Origin of the sequence: Roseomonas sp. 18066, from assembly GCF_902706185.1 — a bacterium.
In the GTDB taxonomy this organism is placed as follows: domain Bacteria; phylum Pseudomonadota; class Alphaproteobacteria; order Acetobacterales; family Acetobacteraceae; genus Pseudoroseomonas.
Map to the genome: position 1 here is coordinate 1 of NZ_CACSJM010000035.1, position 17,874 is coordinate 17,874.

A 17,874-nucleotide genomic window follows, 5' to 3' on the forward strand; every position below is an offset into this window, starting at 1 on the left:
CGTGGCGCGCGCGCCGCGCTGGATCCGCCCGCCTCCGCCGCCCCCCGCACCCTGCGCGGGCTCGACGCGCTGAACTTCTTCCTGGCCGATGTGCGGGACGGGCTCGGGCCCTATCTCGCCATCTACCTGGTGGCGGTGCGCGGACCCGAGGGCGGCTGGGACGAGGCCACCACCGGCCTGGTCATCACCATCGCCGGGCTGACCGGGCTGCTGGCGCAGACCCCGGCCGGGGCGCTGATCGATGGCAGCCGGCGCAAGCGGGCCATCGTCATCGCAGCGGCGCTCGCCGTGACCATCAGCTGCCTGGCCATCCCCTATCTGGAAAGCTTCGCCGCCGTCGCCGCCAGCCAGTCGCTGGCCGCCATCGCCGGCGCCATCTTCCCGCCGGCGCTGGCCGCCATCACGCTGGGCGTGGTCGGCCCCCGCCTCTTCGCCCGCCGCATCGGCCGCAACGAGGCCTTCAACCATGCCGGCAACGCGGCCTCGGCGGCGCTGGCCGCGGGCGGCGCCATCCTGTTCGGCCCGCTGGTGGTGTTCTGGCTGATGGCGGCGCTGGCCGTGCTCAGCATCGGCGCCATGCTGATGGTGCCCGGCCGCGCCATCGACCACCGCCAGGCGCGCGGCCTGGCCAGCGGCGCCGCGGAGGAGAAGGCCAGCACCGGCGAGGCCCCGAGCGGGTTGGCGACGCTGCTGGGCGACCGCGCGCTGATGACCTTCGCCCTGCTGATGGCGGCCTTCCACCTGGCCAATGCGGCGATGCTGCCCAGCCTGGGCCAGCTGCTGGCGCGCAGCATCGGCCAGGAGCATGCCACCTCGCTGATCGCGCTCTGCATCCTGGCGGCGCAATGCGTCATGGTGCCGGTGGCGCTGCTGGCCGGCGCCAAGGCGGATCGCTGGGGCCGCAAGCCGCTGTTCCTGGCGGCCTTCGGCGTCCTCGCCCTGCGTGGCGTGCTCTACGTCCTGTCCGACAGCCCCTACTGGCTGATGGCGGTGCAGCTGCTGGACGGCATTGGCGCCGGGCTGTTCGGCGCGCTCTTCCCCGTCGTCGTCGCCGACCTCACGCGGGGCACTGGGCGGTTCAACGTGGCGCAGGGCGCCATCGCCACGGCGCAGGGGCTGGGGGCGGCGCTCAGCGCCAGCCTGGCCGGAGGGCTGATCGTCGCCGCCGGCTTCGACGCCGCCTTCCTGACGCTCGGCGGCATCGCGGCGGCGGGGTTCTTCGCCTATTGGCTGCTGATGCCCGAGACCCGCCCGGACAGCGTCGCCGCGGGCGGAGAGCCGCCGGCGGCGACCCTCCAACCCGCCGAGTAGCCGTCAGGCCTTGTCGACGCCCCAGAAGAGCGGGAACGGCGCCTGCTTCACGCCGGAGACATTGCCGCGCCAGGCGCTGTGGCCCAGGAAGAAGCCGGTCGGGATGAAGGTGACATGGTCCATCCCGGCGCGGTTGACGCCGTCCAGCGCCGCCTTCTCCGCCGCCAGGTCGGGCGCCTGGTACCATTCGGTGATGTGCTGCTCGACCTCGGCCGAATCCGGCCAGCCGAACCAGGCCTTGTCGCCGCTGGCGCTGACCCCCTTGTACGGCGCCGGATTGATGCAATCGACGCCCGAATGCCAGCTGAAGAAAATGCTCCAGCCGCCCTCGGCGACCGGCTTCTTGTTGGTGCGGCGCGAGCCCACCGTGCCCCAGTCGGTCGCGATATAGTCGACGTTCATGCCGATGCGCGCCAGCATGTCGGCGGTGACATCGCCCTGCGCCTTGGTGATCGGCACGTCGGTCGCGACCAGCATCGCCACCTTCTCGCCGGCATAGCCCGCCTGCTTCAGCATCGCGCGGGCGCGGTCATAGTTGCGCGGGCCCTTCAGCCGCTCGGCGCCGGCCTCGGTGTAGAGCGGCGTGCCCGGGGTGAAGAAGCTCGGCATCGACTTCCACAGCGCCGTGTCGTCGCCGACGATGGCGCGCATGTAGTCTTCCTGGTTCACCGCCAGCTGCAGCGCCTGGCGCACCAGCTTGTTGTTGAACGGCGCCTGCAGGTGGTTCAGCCGCATCGAGCCGACATTGCCCAGCGGATCGCCGATCGCCACCTTCACGTTGCGGCCGCGGCTGAGCAGCGGCACCAGATCGGCGATCGGGTTCTCCCACCAATCCACCTCGCCGCCCTGCAGCGCGCTGGCGGCGGTGCCGGGGTCGGGCATGGTCAGCCACTCGACGCGGTCGACCAGCATCCGCTTGCCGCCCGCCAGCCAGTCCGGCGCCTCCTCGCGCGGCTGGTAGTCGGCGAAGCGCTGGAACACCGAGCGAGAGCCGGCCACCCACTCGTCCCGCTTGAAGGCCATCGGGCCGGAGCCGACATATTCGGTGATCTGCTTGAACGGATCGGTCTTGGCGATCCGCTCCGGCATGATCACCAGCAGCGGCGTGTTGCTCTTGCCCAGGGCGTAGAGCAGCTTCGGGAAAGGCGCCTTCAGCCGGAAGCGGAAGTTGCGGTCGTCCACCGCCTCCAGCGCATCGAGCTGCGACTGGATCATCTGCCCCATGCCGTCGCGCACCATCCAGCGCTGGATGCTGGCGACGACGTCGCGGCTGCGCACCGCCTCGCCATCATGGAACTTCAGGCCCGGGCGCAGGCGGAAATCCCAGATCTTGCCATCGGCCGAAACCTCGTGGCCCTCGACCATCTGCGGCTTCGGCTGCAGATCGGCGCCGATGCCATACAGCATGTCGAAGACCAGCAGGCTGGCATTGCGCACCACCAGCTGCGTGCCGGCGACCGCATCCAGGTTCGGCAGGTCGGCCTGCGGCACGAAGCGCAGCACCTTGGAAGACTGGGCGCGGGCATAGGACGGCGCGGCCAGCGCGGCGCCAGCGGCGAGCAGGAAGTTGCGGCGTTGCATCACAAAGAAAGCTCCAAGCGAAGCAAGGCTGGGGGAAGGTATTCCCCCAGGCCCCCCTTCTATTTCTGTCAATTGGCTCTGCCGGCGCGGTTCAGCATATGGTCCAGCAGGATCTCGGCGCCGGCGGCGCAATGCTCGAGGCTCGCGCGCTCCAGCTCGCTGTGCGAAACGCCGTCGAGGCAGGGCACGAAAATCAACGCCGTCGGACAGATCGCCGACAGGTTGAAGGCGTCATGGCCCGGGCGCGTCAGCGCCGGCATCGCGCTGTGGCCGCGCGCGGCGGCCAGGCGCAGCGTTTCCTCCGCCAGGCCGGCATCGAAGACGATCGGGTCGCGCCGCATCCGCGACACCACCGACAGCGCCAGGCCCGTCTCGTCGGCGATCCTCGCCATGGCCGCCAGGATCGCGGCCTCCATCGCCTCGACGCCCTCGCGCGCCGGATGCACGACGCTGGCGGCGAAGACGGCGCGATGCGCGATATTGATCCGGTTGTTCGGCCAGACATCCATGGTGATGGCGCTGGCGGTGCCGGCCGGCGCATGCGCGTCGCCGATCGCCTCGATCTCGGCGACCAGCCGGGATGCGCCATACAGCGCGTTGCGCCGGCGCGCCTGCGGCAGCGACTGCGCATGGCCGTTCTCGCCCAGGCATTCCAGCCCGAGATACAGCATGTAGTGGCTGCCGGTGACGGCGCCGATCACCCGGCCCGCCGCCTCCAGCACCGGCCCCTGCTCGATATGCAGCTCGAAATAGCTGTCGACCGCCCGGCCGCCGCAGGGCGCCGCGCCCCGATAGCCGATGCGCGCCAGCTCGGCGCCGACCGTCGCGCCGCCGCGGTCGGCGGTGGCATGGGTCGCGGCCAGGTCCAGCTTGCCGGCGAAGACGCCCGACCCCATCAGCCCGGGCGCGAAGCGGGCGCCTTCCTCATTGGTCCAGTTCACCACCTCGACGGCGCGTTGCGTGACGATGCCGGCGGCGTTCATCGCCCGCACCGCCGCCAGCGCCGCCAGCACGCCGAGCGGCCCGTCGAACTTGCCCCCCGGCTGCTGCGTGTCCAGGTGGCTGCCCGCCAGTACCGGCGGCAGCGACGGGTCGGCGCCCTCGCGCCGGCCGAAGACATTGCCCATGGCGTCGATGGTGACGGCCAGCCCCGCCTCCGCGCACCAATGGACGAAGAGGTTGCGCGCGTCGCGGTCGGCATCCGTCAGGCTCAGCCGGTCGCTGCCGCCGCGCGGCGTGGCGCCGAGGCAGCCCAGCGTCATCAGGTCCGACCACAGCCGGTCGCGGTTGATCGCCAGAGCGGGCATGGTCCGGGCTCCCTGCCGTTGAGGCGTGGGATACATCGTCCTCCCCGCCCCGAAGGTCACGCCCCTTCGCAACCGCAAAAAGCCGCTCCCAGACCGGCTTTGCCCAGCCTGTCGTCATTCCCGGGCGATCCCCGATGCAACTGCCCATTCGGCAAGCATGCAGGCGCTGTCATGGCCTTTTTGCAGGGCAGAAGCGATTTGTGCAGCGCAGCATCGTCATGGCAATTTAAGGAAATGTCCTCGACGACCTCGGCGCCTGCCGCCGCCTCCCTCGCCTCCACGCCGCGGCTGGTGCTGGCGCTCAGCACCCTGATGGCCTTCGGCGCCATGTCGACGGACATGTACCTGCCGGCCCTGCCCGCCTTGCAGGCCTCGCTGCAGGCCAGCCCGGCGCGGATCCAGCAGACGCTGTCGCTGTTCCTGGTGGGCTTCGCCCTGGCCCAGCTGGTCTGGGGGCCGCTTGGCGACCGCTACGGCCGGCGGCGGCCGATCATGGCCGGCGTCGCGCTGTTCATGCTGGGCTCGGTCGGCTGCGCCCTGGCGACCACGGCGGGCGAGATGCTGGCCTGGCGCCTGCTGCAGGCGGTCGGCGCCTGCGCCGGGCCGGTGCTGGCCCGCGCCATGGTGCGCGACCTCTATGGCCGCGACCGCGCGGCGCAGATCCTGTCGGTGCTGATGCTGGTGATGGGCGTGGCGCCGCTGGTGGCGCCGATCATCGGCGGCCAGCTGCTGGTCTTCTTCTCCTGGCGCAGCATCTTCTGGGTGCTGCTGGGCTTCGGCGCGCTGGCTTTCGCCGCCGCCTGGAGCCTGAAGGAGACCCTCCCCGCCGACCGTCGCGCGCCGCTCGGCTTCCGCAACCTGGTCTTCGGCTATCTCGGCCTGCTCGGCGACCGCCGCTTCCTCGGCTACGCGCTGACCGGCGGCTGCTTCTATGGCGGCATCTACACCTATCTGGCCGGCTCGCCCTTCGCCTATATCGAGTTCCATCACGTGCCGCCCGAGGCCTATGGCTTCCTCTTCGCGGTGAATATCTGCGGCATGATGGGGCTGAACATGGTCAACAGCCGGCTGGTGCCGCGCCTCGGCACCGACCGGCTGTTCCGCGCCGGCCTGGTGCTCGGCGCCCTCTCCGGCGTGGCGCTGGCGCTGACCGCGGGCTTCAGCTGGCTCGGGCTGCTGGGGCTGGCGGCGCCGCTTTTCGTCTATGTCTCGATGCTGGGCTTCATCGTCGCCAATTCGGTGGCGGGCGCCCTCTCCGCCTATCCGCGCAAGGCCGGCCAGGCCTCGGCGCTGCTGGGGACCATGCATTACGGGCTGGGCGGCGCCTTCAGCGCGCTGCTCGGCCTGCTGGCCGATGGCACGCCCGCGCCGATGGGGCTGCTGATCGGCGTGCTCGGCGTGGCGGGCCTCGCCGCCGGCCTGCTGGTGAAAAGCGAGAGGTAGCCAGAGCGTGATGGCTCGAGGTGGAATCACCGAGAAGCCTGCATCACACGATCAAGCATAAGTCTGGAGTGGGTTGCCTTCGTCTGTCCGAAGACAGCCCGCCCTAGCGCGCCGCCGTGTAGCCGGCGACGATGGCGTCGTAGCGGCCCGAGGCGCGCAGCTCGGCCAGCCCGCCATTGAACGCGGCGCAGAGCGTCGCGTCGCGGAAGCCGACGCGGTAGGCGACGGGCTCGAACAGCGCGTGCAGCGCGACCGGCTGCTGCGCCTCCGCCGAGGCCGGCAGGGTGCGGTTGAACCAGTTGAAGATGTTGATGTCGCCGACGACGACATCGACCCGCCCGGCGAAGAGCATGGCGTTCTGCGTCTGCTGGTTGGCGGTCTCGGCATAGCCGGGATTGTCCGCCGTCACCGCGTTGAAGGCCGGGCCGAGATAGAGCCGGGCGTTCTGGAAGGCGCGGATCGACTTGCCGCGCAGGTCGTCCATCGCCTCGATCTTCAGGCCCCGGCTGGCCAGGCTGATCGCATAGTTGCGGTAGATGATATGCACGTCCGAGAAGCAGGCGCGAATGCCCGAGCTGTCATTGACCGTCATCGCCGCATCCGCCGCGTCGCGTTCGAGCTCGACGGGGATGCGCGCGAAGGGCACGTAGCTCGGCACCATGCGGTGGCCGCGCAGCGCCAGCGCCTCCTTGACGATGTCGTATTCGACGCCGCGGTTCTCGCGCTCGATGATGTAGGGCGGCAGCGAATTGCCGATCAGCATGCGGACATCGGCGGCCCGGGCCGCGTCGACAGGAAGAAGGCCGGCGGCCAGCAGCAGGCCGGTCAGCAAGGTCAGCCTGCCGCGATGGCGCATCAGGAATTCTCCGGTCCGTTTGGCGTGGCGAGCGGGATGAAGCCGATCGCCGTCATGTCGTCGCGCAGCGGCTCGGGCCCGCGATACCCGGCCAGCGCCTGCTCCAGCCGGTCCATCTGCGCCGTCATCGACAGCCCCTGCCCGGCCTGCAGCAGCCCGGCCAGCCGCTTGCGCCCGAGCAGCCGCCGCGGGCTGCCGCCCATCTGGTCGCTGACGCCGTCGGTGCACAGGTAGAAGGCCATGCCGGGCGCGACCGCGATCTCGACATCGACGAAGGAGGAGGGCTCGGGCATCACGCTGCGATAGCCGAGCCCGTGCCGCCCGCCCTTGACCAGCTGCATCGCGCCCGCCGCGTCGGTGTGCAGCAGCGGCAGCCCGGCGCCGGCGAAGAGCATGCGCCGGCGCGGCCGGTCCCAGACGCAGATGGCGCAGTCCAGCCCGTCGTCGGATGAGGCGCCGCGCCCGTTCTGCCGCAGCCGGCTGCGCACCATGGCATCCAGCGCCACCAGGATGGCGGCGGGCGAATCCAGGCCGCGCTCGCCCAGCGCCCGGTCGAGGGCTGCCGCCACCACCAGCGTCATGAAGGCGCCGGGCACGCCATGGCCGGTGCAGTCGACCACCAGCAGCACGCTGCGCCCGCCGCTCTGGTCGACCCAGAAATAGTCGCCGCCGACGGTGTGCAGCGGCTGCCACAGCGTCGCCACATCGGCGATCGCCGGCAGCAGCACCCGCTCGTCCGGCAGCATCGAGGCCTGGATGCGGCGGGCATAGTTGATGCTCTCTAGCACCAGCCGGTTGGCGGCGCCCAGGCGCTGATGCGCGGCCTCCAGCTCGGTCAGCAGCTGCTTCGCCTCGTCGCCGCTGCGCAGCCCCTCGACCATGCGGTTGAAGGCGGTGGAGACGGCGCCGATCTCGTCGCCGGCGCCGGCCTCGGTCTCGACCGTGGTCCAGCGCTTGTGCTCGACCTCGCGCATCGCCGCCAGCAGCCGGCGCAGCGGCAGCACCGCGCGGCGGCGGACGGCGGCCTGCAGGGTCACGGTGAAGACCAGCACCAGCACCAGCACGGCGGCCACCGCGATCGCCACCTGGCGGATGGCGCTGTCGCGCAGCTGGGCGGTGGACAGCACCAGCTCCAGCCGGCCGACCGGGCGCGGCGCGCTGTCGACGCGCAGCTCGGCGCTGACCCGGATCACCCCGGCATCGCTCTGGTCGGGCTGGCCATGCACCAGCATCGGCTTGCCCATGTCGTCGAGCAGGCGGACGCCGAGGAAGGCCGAATCCAGCGCCAGGCTCTCGATCTGCGGGCGATAGACGCTGTCGTCCAGGTTCCAGACCGGCCGCGCCACGGCGCTGGCGGTCAGCTGCGCCAGCAGCCGCGCGCGCTCCGACTGGGCGCGCAGCTGGTCGCTGTAGCTGACCCAGGCGACGGTCAGCTGGGTGACCAGCACGACCCCCGCCACCACCGGGAAGACGCGCAGGAACAGCCGCCGCGCCAGCCCCGCCTGCACCGGCGCCGCGGCCGGGTCGGCGATGGCCAGCCCGGGCGCCCTGCCCCCGGGCGGCGTCCGTGCCAGCATGCTCAGCCGGCCGGGCTCTGGTCGGCGCCCAGATCGGCAACCGCGCGGCTGCGGCCCTGGTGCTTGGCCTGGTACAGCCCGCGATCGGCGCGGCGCAGCAGCTGCTCCAGCGTCTCGCCCGGCGCCCGGGTGGCGAAGCCGATGCTGACCGAGATGCGGATGCTCTCGCCATTGGCCAGCGGCACCTCCAGCCCGGCGATCGCCGCGCAGATCCGCTCGGCGGCGGCGCGCGCCTCGTCCAGCCCGGTCTCCGGCAGCAGCAGGCCGAATTCCTCGCCGCCGAGGCGCCCGAAGACATCGAAGCCGCGGATCATCTTCTGGCAGCAGGCGGCGAAGGCGCGCAGCGCCGCGTCGCCCGCCTCGTGGCCATGCGCGTCGTTCAGCCGCTTGAAGCGGTCGAGGTCGAGGATCGCCAGCGACAGCGCCGCGCCGTTGCGCTGCTGGCGGGTGAATTCGGAGGCCGCCAGGTCGTAGAAATGCCGGCGCGAGCGGGCGCCGGTCAGCGCGTCGGTCTCCAGCATCGAGCGCAGCTCGAGCTCGAGCCGGCCTCTGAGCTCAATCTCGGCGGCCAGCGTCTCGTTCAGCGCCAGCAGGTCGGAGGCCTGCTCGGCCAGCCGCGCCTTGGCCTTCTGCAGGTCGCGCTGCATCCGGTCCGACAGGCGGACCAGCCGCTCCTGCTCGCGGTAGCTCTGGCGATAGGCCTCGGCCAGGTCGCTGACGGTGCCGCCGATATCGCCGAGCTGCGCCAGCATCAGCGCGGCGCTGCGCAGCACCTCCTCCTCCTTGTCGAACAGGCTGAAGCGGCGCGCCTCGGGGGCGGCGGCCAGCGCCTGCGGGTCGAGGGCGCCGGCCGCCAGCTTCGCGGCCAAGGTGGCCGACGCCAGGGTGGCCGAGGCCATGGTCTCGGGCGCGGCGCCCGGGCGAGCGCTCTGGCGGCCGGCGGTCTTCATGCGGGGGTCTCGATCATCTCGAAGCGGGCATGGGTGAAGTCGGCGGAGAAATCCTCCCCCGCCTCCTGCAGCGAATCATCGCCTTCCAGGTAGCGCCAGCCGATGCTCACCGGGGCGCCGGCCTCGGCCGCTTCCTCCAGCGTCATGAACAGGTTCATCAGCGCCTTGGCGCTGGAGCTGTTGAAATAGGACAGCGCCACGTCGAAGCGGATGGCGGCCGCGGGCGCCGCCTGCACATGCTGCTTCAGCCCCTGCAGCAGCGGGCCGAAGAAGGCGGCGGCGTCCTCCGGATAGGCCTCGCCCTCGAGCGCGAAGCGCCCGGCGGCGAAGTCGAAATCCACTTTCGGAGAGCGGTCCGTCGCCTCCAGCAGGATGCGTTCCATGGTCGGGCTCGGCTCTCAGATATAGGCCTTCAGGCAGAAGAAGCTGAGATCGGCTCCGACGTCCTGAAAATCGAATTCAACGGGGGCGCTGGCGCGGCGGACGATCTCGATCAGGCCGATGCTGCCGCCGAGGCTGCCCTCCTCGGGCGGCTCCTTCAGCTTGGTGCGGTAATGCGCCTTCAGCTCCTCGGCGGTCATCCCGGCCAGCAGCGACAGCCGGCCGCGCAGGACGGCGACGTCGCGGTTCAGCACCTCGTTGCCGCAGACCACGAAGAAGCGGCCATCCTCGACGCCGACGATGATCAGCCCAGCGCTGAGCGGCGGCGTCGGCTCCTTGGCGATGCGGTTGGCCGAGTAGCGGATGACGTTCTGCGCCTGCTCGACGAAGATCGAGAAGACCCGCTTGGCGATGCCGGTATCGGTCTCTTCCTGCTGCATGCGGGCGCGCAGCACCTCGCCGAGCGAGAACATCACCTTCTCGGAGACGAAGCCGCTGAAGGAAAGGATGACCCCATTCTCGCGAATGGCCCGGTGGAACGCGGTGTACTGCTGAGCGAGCAAGCATCCCTCTCCCGCAAAATCGTTGCGGCGCCGGCGGCGGGCAGGCCCTGGCGCCCGGCCCCTCGGCAATCGTCAGTGGCATTTATACCGAGGCCTGCCCGCTGCGGTAGCTAAAAATTTACCATTGCGCCGGGTCCGCGGCAGGTCTTTCCGCAAGAATGTGATGGAAGCGGCGCCCCAGCCGGCCCCGCAACTATTCCATCAAGGATTTACGCGGAACGAAATTATCCTGGGGAGCGCTGGGCGAGCGGCGGCTGATACCAAATCGAATTGGTCCGGTGCCGGGTCTCCCACCGAAGTGTGATCCGGTGCCCCGCGGCCGGCGCGCCAGGATGCCCGCCCGAAGCCGCCCGGCCCGGAGTCGCCGCCCGGCGCGCCCCGGCCCTCGACGCCCTGCCCGGCGGCCCCGCCCGCCGGAGGTGCCCGATGCCCAGCAGCGTTGCCGACCAGTTCGCCGCCACCCTCGCCGCCGCCGGGGTGCAGCGCATCTACGGCGTGGTCGGCGACAGCCTGAACGGCTTGACCGAGGCGCTGCGCCGCCAGGGCCGCATCGCATGGATCCCGACCCGGCACGAGGAGGTCGCCGCCTTCGCCGCCGGCGCCGAGGCGCATCTGACCGGGAACCTCGCCGTCTGCGCCGGCAGCTGCGGCCCGGGCAACCTGCACCTGATCAACGGCCTCTATGACTGCCACCGCTCCCGCCTGCCGGTGCTGGCGATCGCGGCGCAGATCCCCTCGGCCGAGATCGGCAGCGGCTATTTCCAGGAGACCGACCCGACCGCGCTGTTCCGCGACTGCAGCCACTACGCCACCATGGCCGCGAGCCCGCAGCAATTGCCGCGGGTGCTGGAGATCGCCATCCGCTCGGCGCTCGGCCAGGGTGGCGTCGCCGTGGTCGGCATGCCCGGCGACGTCGCGCTGCAGCCGGCCATCCCGGCGCCGCTGCCGAAGCTCGCCGGGCTGATGCCGCCGCCGCCGCTGACCCGCCCCGCCCGGCGGGAGCTCGAGGCCCTGGCCTATCTGCTGTCGCAGGAGGAGGCCCGCATCACCCTCCTCTGCGGCGCCGGCTGCGCGGGCGCCCAGGCGGAGGTGATGGAGCTGGCCGCCCGCCTGAAGGCCCCGATCGTCCATGCGCTGCGCGGCAAGGAGCATGTCGAGGGCCACAACTCCTACGACGTCGGCATGACCGGGCTGATCGGCTTCGCCTCCGGCTACTACGCCATGCAGGATTGCGACATCCTGCTGATGCTCGGCACCGACTTCCCCTACCGGCAATTCTATCCGGACGGCGCCGCCACCCGCATCGCCCAGGTCGATATCCGGCCGCAGCAGATCGGCCGGCGGGCGTCGGTCGATCTCGGCCTGGTCGGCGATGTCCGCGCGACGATTGCCGCGCTGCTGCCGCTGCTGGCGCAGCGCGAGGATGGCCGCCACCTGAGCAAGGCGCTGGCCCATTACCACCGCACCCGCGAGCAGCTGGACGCCGAGGCGGAAGCCACCCCCGGCCGCCGCCCGATCCACCCGCAGCAGGTGGCGAAGCTGGCCAGCGACCTGGCCGCCCCCGACGCCATCTTCGCCGCCGATACCGGCCTGCCCACTGTCTGGGCGGCGCGCTACCTGGCCATGGGCGGCGGGCGGCGGCTGCTGGGCAGCTTCGTGCATGGCTCGATGGCCAATGCCCTGGCGCAGTTGATCGGCGCGCAATCCACCCTGCCGCAGCGCCAGGTCGTGGCCTTCTGCGGCGATGGGGGGCTGGCCATGCTGATGGGCGACCTGCTGACCATCACCCAGCAGAAGCTGCCGGTGAAGCTGATCGTCTTCAACAACGCGACGCTGGGCTTCGTCGAGGTCGAGCAGAAGGCCGCCGGCCTGCTGCCCACCGGCACCACGCTGGAGAACCCCAACTTCGCGGCCATGGCCGAGGCCATCGGCATCAAGGGCATCCGCCTGGAAGACCCGGGCGAGGTCGAGGCCGGCCTGGCCGCGGCCTTCGCCCATCCCGGGCCGGTGCTGGTCGACGCCGTCGTCTCCCGCACCGAGCTGCCCCTGCCGCCCGCCATCACCGCCGAGATGGCCAAGGGTTTTTCCCTGTATGCCCTCAAGGCGGTGATGGACGGGCGCGGGCGGGAGCTGATCGACCTGGCGAAGAACCAGTTCTGGCGTTGATCCCGGGGCGCTAGCCGCCGCGGCGGATGTTCCAGAACAGCGGCAGCGCCAGCACCCGCCCCGACAGGTCGCGGCGATGCGCGGTCGTCAGGAAGGTCGCGCCCAGCGGGATGAAGGGCAGCTCCGCCATGGCGACGCGCTGGATCTCCTCGGCCTTGGCCTTGCGCGCGGCGTCGTCCGGCGCCTCGAACCATTCTTCGCGCAAGGTCTCCAGCGCCGGCACGTCGGGCCAGCCGAAATAGGCGCCGCTGCCATTGCCGCGCAGCGCGATGTTCACCGCCGGATCGGCGAATTCGAACCAGGAGAAGGTGGTGCAGAACACCGACCAGCCGCCCTTGTCCAGCGGCTCGCGGCTGGCGCGGCGCTGCACCACCGTGCCCCAGTCGGACAGCGCCAGGTCCAGGTTGAAGCCGAGGCGCTGGAACACATCCGCCACCACCTGGCTGACCGCCGTCACCGAGGGCAGGTCGGTCGGCGCCAGCTGGCGCATCGGCTCGCCCTTGTAGCCGGCCTCGCGCATCAGCTTCTTGGCCAGGTCGAAGTCGCGCCTGCCGGCCAGCGGCTCCAGCCCGGCGGCGCTGGCGGAGGCGGTGCCCGGCGTGAAGACGCCGACATTCTCCTGCCAGAGCTCCTTGTTGTCGCCGACGATCGAGATAGAGACATCGGACTGGCTGAAGGCCGGCAGCACCGCCTGGCGCAGCGCCTTGTTGTTGAAGGGGCCGTGCAGATGGTTGAAGCGCAGCCCGGGCACCTGCGGGAAGCGGTCCAGCTTCTCCACCGTCAGGTTGCGGTCGCGGCGCATGGCGTCGGCCAGCTCCGGCGGCGGCTGCTCGTACCAGTCGACCTCGCCGGAGCGGAGCGCGGCGGCGGCCGTCGCCGGGTCGGGGATCATGTTCCAGACGACGCGGTCGAAATGGGCAACCTTCGGCCCGGCGGTCAGGCTGACCTCGCCGGACGGCGCCGGGACATACTGGGAAAAACGTTCATAGACGGCGCGGCTGCCAGAGACGAACTCTTCCGATTTGAAGCTGTAGGGCCCGCTGCCGATGATCTCGCGCACCTGCTCGAAGGGGCTGGTGGCGGCCAGGCGCTCCGGCATGATCGCCGCCTGCGGGCCGACCGAGCCCAGCGCATGCAAAAGCTGCGGGAAAGGCTTCTTCAGGACGAAGCGCAGGCGGCGCTCGTCCAACGCCACGAGTTCCGCGGTGACGCTTTCCAGCTTCTGGCCCATCGGGCTGCGCTTGGCCCAGCGCTTCAGGCTGGCGACGCAGTCCTGGGCGCGGACCGGCGAGCCGTCATGGAAGCGCAGGCCCCCGCGCAGGGTCACCGTCCAGGTCAGGCCGTCGGTCGAGACCTCGGACCCCTCGGCCATCTGCGGCTGCGGGCGCAGCTGGGCGTCCATGCCATAGAGGCTGTCGAAGACCAGGTAGCCATGCACCCGCGTCACCGCGGCGGTGGTCCAGATCGGGTCCAGCGCCGTCAGCGGCGCCGAGGGCACGAAGATCAGCGTCTTCGCCCGCGAGGCCTGGGCGAAGGCCGGCCGGATCAGGGCAGGCGTCATCAGCGGCGACACGGCAAGACTTGTCGCGGCGCCCAGCAGGTGGCGTCGTTTCATCAGGCTCGTTCCGTCAGGTGATGCGGCCGCCCCGGCGGCGGCCGCGGGGAAGCGTCAGGCGGCCACGAAGCGGATCAGCGCATTGCCGCAGGCGACGATGTCGCGCACGGCCGGCCCTTCGGGAGTTTCAACGGTGTCGATGCCAGCCTCGGCCAGCACCCGGCGCGCGGCGCCGAGGTCGGCGACCGCGATATCGATGGCGGCGCCGGCGTTTTCACCGGCCGCCATGACCGGCTGCGGCGCGTCGGCGAAGACGGTGCTCCAGGCGTCAGGGCGCAGCACGCGGAACACCCCCTGCCCGGTCGCGACCTCCCAGCCGAAGGGATGCTCGACCGGCGCGATGCCGCCGAACATAGCGGAAAGCCGCGCCAGCACCGGCGCCGGATCGGGCGCGCGATAGGTGACGGCGCCGATGAAGCGGGCGGTGTTGGCGTGGCTCATCCAGGACGGCACCCAGACCAGCTCCGGCTTGTGCTGCTGGCACAGGAAGTGGGAGACGCGCGGCAGCGCCTTGTCGCGCAGCACCTCGAGCTCGACCACGGCCTCGTCCCAGTCGCCGCCGGGCACCTTGACGCGGCGGCGGAAATGGATGGCGCCGCTGGGCGCGATGCCGCGGCTCGCCATGTCGGCGCGGTCGCCGGCGGCGTCGCGGCTGTGCAGGGCGACGAGGGACAGACCTTCGCGCTCGGCCAAAGCCTCCTGCATATGGCGCCCGAAGAAGAAATCGCCGGTGCCGTAGCCGCCGGTCAGGCTCTCGTCATAGACGCTCATCACCTCGAGCAGCGAGCGCTCCAGCACCGCCAGCGTCGTGCTGGTGCCCCAGGGGTGCAGCCCCACCGGCGTCATGGTGAAGCCGAGCCGCGTGTAGAAGCCGCGGGCGCGCTCGATGTCGCGCACCAGGACCAGCGGATGGTCAATCCCGGGCATGCTCATGCGGCGATCTCCAGCGCAGCCAGGTGCTGCGGATAGGGGTGGCGATGCTGCCCGCGCTGTACAGCGGGATTGCCGGCGACGGTGGTGCGCGGCGGCACAGAGCGCAGCACGACGCTGCCGCTGGCGACGACCGCCGCCTCGCCCACCTCGATATTGCCCAGGATGGTGGCCCCCGCCCCCAGCACCGCGCCGCGGCGGATTTTTGGATGCCGGTCGCCATCGGCCATCAGCGTGCTGCCGAGCGTCACGCCATGCCAGAGGCAGACGCCATCCTCGATCACCGCGGTCTCGCCGACCACGAGGCCGATGCCGTGGTCGAGGAACAGCCCCCGCCCCAGCCGCGCCGCCGGATGGATATCGGCGCCGAGGATGGCCGCCCCCGTCTTCACCGCGATGGCCAGCTCGGTCTCGCCGTCCATCCACAGCCGGTGCGCCAGGCGATGCGCCACCAGCATGTGGAAGCCGCGCCCGCCCAGCCAGGTGCCGACCAGCCCGCCCGGCTCGAAGTTCAGCCGGGTGATGGCGTCGAGGTCGGCGAGCGCCGCGGCCACGTCATCCGGCGCCTCGGCGAAGCTGCGCTGCGCCAGCGGGCCGATCTCGACCCAGCCGCCCGGCACCAGCCGCCGCAGCAGCCCGGCCAGGCCGCTGGCGGCGTCCGAGGCCAGCGCGGTCTCGCCCAGCCCCGCCGCCAAAGCGGGGACGCGCGCCGCCAGGGCAGCGGCCTCTTCCTGCAGGCGGGGCCAGAGGCTCATCTCAGCCGACGTAGCCGAAGGCGACCGCGGGCGAGGCCGCCGTCTCCACCCAGACGCTCTTGGTCTGGGTATAGGCGGACAGCGCCTCCCGCCCCGAGGAGCGGCCGAAGCCGCTGCGCCCGAAGCCGCCGAAGGGCGAGGCGACATTGATGGTCTTGTAGCTGTTGATCCAGAAGGTGCCGGCCCGCACGCCGGCGGCGACGCGATGCGCCCGCCCGACATCCTGGGTCCAGACCGCGCCGGCCAGGCCATAGGGCGTGGCATTGGCCAGGGCGATCGCCTCTTCCTCGCTGTCGAAGCCGAGCACCGCCAGCACCGGCCCGAAAACCTCCTCGCGGGCAATGGCGGCGTCGGGCGTCACGCCGTCCAGGATGGTCGGCGCGAAGAAGAAGCCGCCGGTCTCCCGCAGCGCCGCCGGGCAGCCGCCGCCCGAGGCCAGCTGCGCGCCGGCGGCGGTCGCGGCACCCACCATGCTGCCGATCTTCTCGAATTGCCGGCGGTTGTTGATCGGGCCGATCTGCGTCGCGGGGTCGGTGGGCGCGCCCACCGGGATGCGACCGGTGGCGGCGGCCAGGCGGGCGACGAACTCGGCCTGCACGCTGCGCTGCACCAGCAGGCGGGACCCGGCGACGCAGCTCTGCCCGGCGCCGCCGAAGATGGCGGCCTGGGCGCCGGCCACGGCGCGGCCGAGATCGGCGTCGGCGAAGACGATGTTGCCCGACTTGCCGCCGAGCTCCAGCACGCTGGGCACGATGTTGCGGGCGGCGGCGGCGGCGATCTGCGCCCCGGCCTCGGCGGAACCGACAAAGACCACCAGCCGCGTGTCGCGATGGCCGACGGCGGCCGCCCCCGTGGTCGGGCCGGCGCCGGCCAGGATGCTGACCAGCCCGCGCGGGATTTCTTTTACGTTGTCGATCAGCGCGCCGAGGGCGAGCGTCGTCAGCGGCGTCAGCTCGGAAGGCTTCAGCACCACCGCATTGCCGGCGCAAAGCGCCGGCGCGATCTGCCAGCCGGCGGTGAAGATCGGCGCGTTCCAGGGGGTGATCTGCACCACCGTGCCGAAGGGCTCGGGGCGCGTGTAGTTCAGATGGCTGCTGGGGACGGGTATGACCTCGCCATGCAGCTTGTCGGCCCAGCCGGCGTAGTATTCGAACATCTCGGCGACCTTGGCCACCTCGCCGCGGGTGTCGCGGATCGGCTTGCCGGCGGAGAGGGTCTCGAGCTCGGCCAGGGCATCGGCATTCTGCCGGACCAGGCGGGCCACTTCCCACAGCGCGCGGCCGCGGGCGGCCGCCGTCATGCCCCACCAAGCACGCTGCGCCGTGGCCGCGGCGGCCATGGCGGCATCGACGACGCCCGCACCCGCATCGGCAAAGGACAGAATGACGCGGCCGTCGGCGGGGTTGATCAGGTCGAGCGAGGCGCCGGTGCCGGGCAGCACCTCACCCGCCACGAAGCTGCCGACCTTGCCGCCGGGCAGGAGCTGCGAGACCAGGGCCTCGACGCGCGGGGCGCTGCTGGTCAGGGTGGCGCCATCGGGCATCAGATCGGCTCCTTGCGGAAATCGGCCATGTTGGTGAAGTCGTCGGTGTCGGCAATGCGCGGCGTGCTGTCGCGCCAGATGCGGGCGACCTCGGCCGAAAGCGGCAGGGTGACGCCGGAAGCGTCGGCCATCTCGACCGCCAGCCGCACGTCCTTGCGCATCAGCCCGGCGCTGAAGCCGCTGTCGAAGGTGCCGGGCAGGATCCAGCGGGGATACATCGCCTCGCTGATGGCGCTGCGGCCGGTCGCGGCATTGACCACGGCAAGCGCATCGGCGGCCGACAGGCCCGCGGCCTCCGACAGGCGCATCGCCTCGCCGGTGGTGACCAGATGGGCGGCGACCAGAAGATTGTTGACCAGCTTGGCGATGTTGCCGGCGCCCGAGGGCCCGACATGCACTGCCTTGGCCGACATGGCGTCGACCACCGCCTGGACGATGGCGAGATCAGCAGCCTCGCCGCCGATCATCATGGTGAGCGAGCCATTGGCCGCCCCCGCCGGCCCGCCGCTGACCGGCGCGTCGAGCAGCCCGTGCCCGGCCGCCGCCAGGGTCGCCGCCAGCCGCCGCGTCGTCACCGGGTCAGAGGTCGAGGTGTCGATCACCACCACCTTGCGATCGGACCGATCCAGCAGCCCGCCGGGGGCCGTGGCCACCGCCTCGACATCCTTCGCGTAAGGCAGCGAGAAGACCAGCGCATCGGCCTGGCCCAGCACGTCGTTGAGCACCGGCACGAAGCGGACGCCGGCGGCCTCCACCTGGGCGCGGCGCGCATCGCTGATGTCATAGCCCAGCACCGTGAAGCCGGCCTTGGCCAGGGTCGCGGCCATGCCGAGGCCCATATTGCCCAGGCCCACCACGCCGATCGTCCGCAGTTCCATCATCCGCTCCACCGAACC

15 protein-coding genes are annotated in these 17,874 nt (G+C 71.5%); 3 read left to right on the forward strand and 12 right to left on the reverse strand.

The annotated features are described in order from the left end of the window. Positions 1-1,311: MFS transporter (locus GVN67_RS09545; RefSeq protein WP_368667230.1), on the forward strand; the 1,311-nt coding region annotated here is incomplete at its 5' end. 3 nt (positions 1,312-1,314) lie between these two features. Here GVN67_RS09545 and GVN67_RS09550 read toward each other — a convergent pair. Both GVN67_RS09550 and GVN67_RS09555 read right to left on the reverse strand, forming a co-directional pair. Beyond that, entirely contained in the window at positions 1,315-2,892 is a 1,578-nt protein-coding gene (locus GVN67_RS09550) for an ABC transporter substrate-binding protein (protein ID WP_159995187.1), read from the reverse strand. A gap of 68 nt (positions 2,893-2,960) precedes the next feature. Further along, a complete protein-coding gene (locus tag GVN67_RS09555) occupies positions 2,961-4,199 on the reverse strand; it encodes a Zn-dependent hydrolase (RefSeq protein ID WP_159995189.1) in 1,239 nt (412 codons plus the stop codon). Between the two features lie 234 nt (positions 4,200-4,433). Between GVN67_RS09555 and GVN67_RS09560 the strand changes: the two genes are divergently transcribed. Further along, complete coding sequence (locus GVN67_RS09560; RefSeq protein WP_159995191.1) at positions 4,434-5,642, forward strand: Bcr/CflA family multidrug efflux MFS transporter; 1,209 nt, start codon at positions 4,434-4,436, stop codon at positions 5,640-5,642. A gap of 103 nt (positions 5,643-5,745) precedes the next feature. Here GVN67_RS09560 and GVN67_RS09565 read toward each other — a convergent pair whose 3' ends face one another. Genes GVN67_RS09565 through GVN67_RS09585 form a run of 5 tightly spaced genes read right to left on the reverse strand, consistent with a single transcriptional unit; the run spans position 5,746 to position 9,969 of the window. Beyond that, positions 5,746-6,498: an ABC transporter substrate-binding protein gene (locus GVN67_RS09565; RefSeq protein ID WP_159995193.1), complete on the reverse strand. Its 753-nt coding sequence runs from the start codon at positions 6,496-6,498 to the stop codon at positions 5,746-5,748. After that, complete coding sequence (locus tag GVN67_RS09570) at positions 6,498-8,075, reverse strand: SpoIIE family protein phosphatase (protein ID WP_200845201.1); 1,578 nt, start codon at positions 8,073-8,075, stop codon at positions 6,498-6,500. Before GVN67_RS09570 ends, GVN67_RS09565 begins: the two co-directional genes overlap by 1 nt. Before the next feature lie 2 nt (positions 8,076-8,077). Then, complete coding sequence (locus tag GVN67_RS09575; protein ID WP_200845202.1) at positions 8,078-9,025, reverse strand: GGDEF domain-containing protein; 948 nt, start codon at positions 9,023-9,025, stop codon at positions 8,078-8,080. Then, positions 9,022-9,408, reverse strand: coding sequence for a DUF1987 domain-containing protein (locus GVN67_RS09580; protein WP_159995195.1), 387 nt, complete (start codon positions 9,406-9,408; stop codon positions 9,022-9,024). The genes GVN67_RS09575 and GVN67_RS09580 overlap by 4 nt, the downstream gene beginning before the upstream one ends. Positions 9,409-9,423: 15 nt before the next feature. Further along, positions 9,424-9,969 carry a SiaB family protein kinase gene (locus GVN67_RS09585; protein ID WP_159995197.1) on the reverse strand — a complete coding sequence of 182 codons (546 nt, stop codon included), beginning with the start codon at positions 9,967-9,969 and terminating at the stop codon, positions 9,424-9,426. 426 nt (positions 9,970-10,395) lie between these two features. Between GVN67_RS09585 and poxB the strand changes: the two genes are divergently transcribed. Continuing rightward, positions 10,396-12,135 (forward strand): ubiquinone-dependent pyruvate dehydrogenase, encoded by a 1,740-nt coding sequence (gene poxB, locus GVN67_RS09590; RefSeq protein WP_159995199.1) that lies wholly within the window; start codon positions 10,396-10,398, stop codon positions 12,133-12,135. Positions 12,136-12,145: 10 nt separating this feature from the next. On the opposite strand, the gene GVN67_RS09595 is transcribed toward poxB, so the two are convergent. From GVN67_RS09595 to GVN67_RS09615, 5 genes are read right to left on the reverse strand one after another with little or no spacing between them, the layout of a single operon-like run. After that, the gene (locus GVN67_RS09595; RefSeq protein WP_159995201.1) at positions 12,146-13,750 is read right to left on the reverse strand and encodes an ABC transporter substrate-binding protein; all 1,605 of its coding nucleotides are present in this window, start codon (positions 13,748-13,750) and stop codon (positions 12,146-12,148) included. 54 nt (positions 13,751-13,804) lie between these two features. Beyond that, on the reverse strand, positions 13,805-14,683 hold the full coding sequence (locus GVN67_RS09600) for a VOC family protein (RefSeq protein WP_159995203.1): 879 nt from the start codon (positions 14,681-14,683) through the stop codon (positions 13,805-13,807). Continuing rightward, positions 14,680-15,435: a serine O-acetyltransferase gene (locus tag GVN67_RS09605; RefSeq protein ID WP_159995205.1), complete on the reverse strand. Its 756-nt coding sequence runs from the start codon at positions 15,433-15,435 to the stop codon at positions 14,680-14,682. The genes GVN67_RS09600 and GVN67_RS09605 overlap by 4 nt, the downstream gene beginning before the upstream one ends. Position 15,436: 1 nt before the next feature. Then, positions 15,437-16,978 carry an aldehyde dehydrogenase family protein gene (locus GVN67_RS09610; RefSeq protein WP_159995207.1) on the reverse strand — a complete coding sequence of 514 codons (1,542 nt, stop codon included), beginning with the start codon at positions 16,976-16,978 and terminating at the stop codon, positions 15,437-15,439. Further along, positions 16,978-17,856 carry an NAD(P)-dependent oxidoreductase gene (locus tag GVN67_RS09615; protein WP_159995209.1) on the reverse strand — a complete coding sequence of 293 codons (879 nt, stop codon included), beginning with the start codon at positions 17,854-17,856 and terminating at the stop codon, positions 16,978-16,980. The genes GVN67_RS09610 and GVN67_RS09615 overlap by 1 nt, the downstream gene beginning before the upstream one ends. Positions 17,857-17,874 lie beyond the last annotated feature (18 nt).

Excerpts from the sequence above, each read along its gene's own strand:
- GVN67_RS09550 (WP_159995187.1), bottom strand. The coding sequence starts at position 2,892 with ATGCAACGCCGCAACTTCCTGCTCGCCGCTGGCGCCGCGCTGGCCGCG.
- GVN67_RS09555 (WP_159995189.1), bottom strand. The coding sequence starts at position 4,199 with ATGCCCGCTCTGGCGATCAACCGCGACCGGCTGTGGTCGGACCTGATG.
- GVN67_RS09560 (WP_159995191.1), top strand. The coding sequence starts at position 4,434 with ATGTCCTCGACGACCTCGGCGCCTGCCGCCGCCTCCCTCGCCTCCACG.
- GVN67_RS09565 (WP_159995193.1), bottom strand. The coding sequence starts at position 6,498 with ATGCGCCATCGCGGCAGGCTGACCTTGCTGACCGGCCTGCTGCTGGCC.
- GVN67_RS09570 (WP_200845201.1), bottom strand. The coding sequence starts at position 8,075 with ATGCTGGCACGGACGCCGCCCGGGGGCAGGGCGCCCGGGCTGGCCATC.
- GVN67_RS09575 (WP_200845202.1), bottom strand. The coding sequence starts at position 9,025 with ATGAAGACCGCCGGCCGCCAGAGCGCTCGCCCGGGCGCCGCGCCCGAG.
- GVN67_RS09580 (WP_159995195.1), bottom strand. The coding sequence starts at position 9,408 with ATGGAACGCATCCTGCTGGAGGCGACGGACCGCTCTCCGAAAGTGGAT.
- poxB (WP_159995199.1), top strand. The coding sequence starts at position 10,396 with ATGCCCAGCAGCGTTGCCGACCAGTTCGCCGCCACCCTCGCCGCCGCC.
- GVN67_RS09595 (WP_159995201.1), bottom strand. The coding sequence starts at position 13,750 with ATGAAACGACGCCACCTGCTGGGCGCCGCGACAAGTCTTGCCGTGTCG.
- GVN67_RS09600 (WP_159995203.1), bottom strand. The coding sequence starts at position 14,683 with ATGAGCATGCCCGGGATTGACCATCCGCTGGTCCTGGTGCGCGACATC.
- GVN67_RS09605 (WP_159995205.1), bottom strand. The coding sequence starts at position 15,435 with ATGAGCCTCTGGCCCCGCCTGCAGGAAGAGGCCGCTGCCCTGGCGGCG.
- GVN67_RS09610 (WP_159995207.1), bottom strand. The coding sequence starts at position 16,978 with ATGCCCGATGGCGCCACCCTGACCAGCAGCGCCCCGCGCGTCGAGGCC.
- GVN67_RS09615 (WP_159995209.1), bottom strand. The coding sequence starts at position 17,856 with ATGGAACTGCGGACGATCGGCGTGGTGGGCCTGGGCAATATGGGCCTC.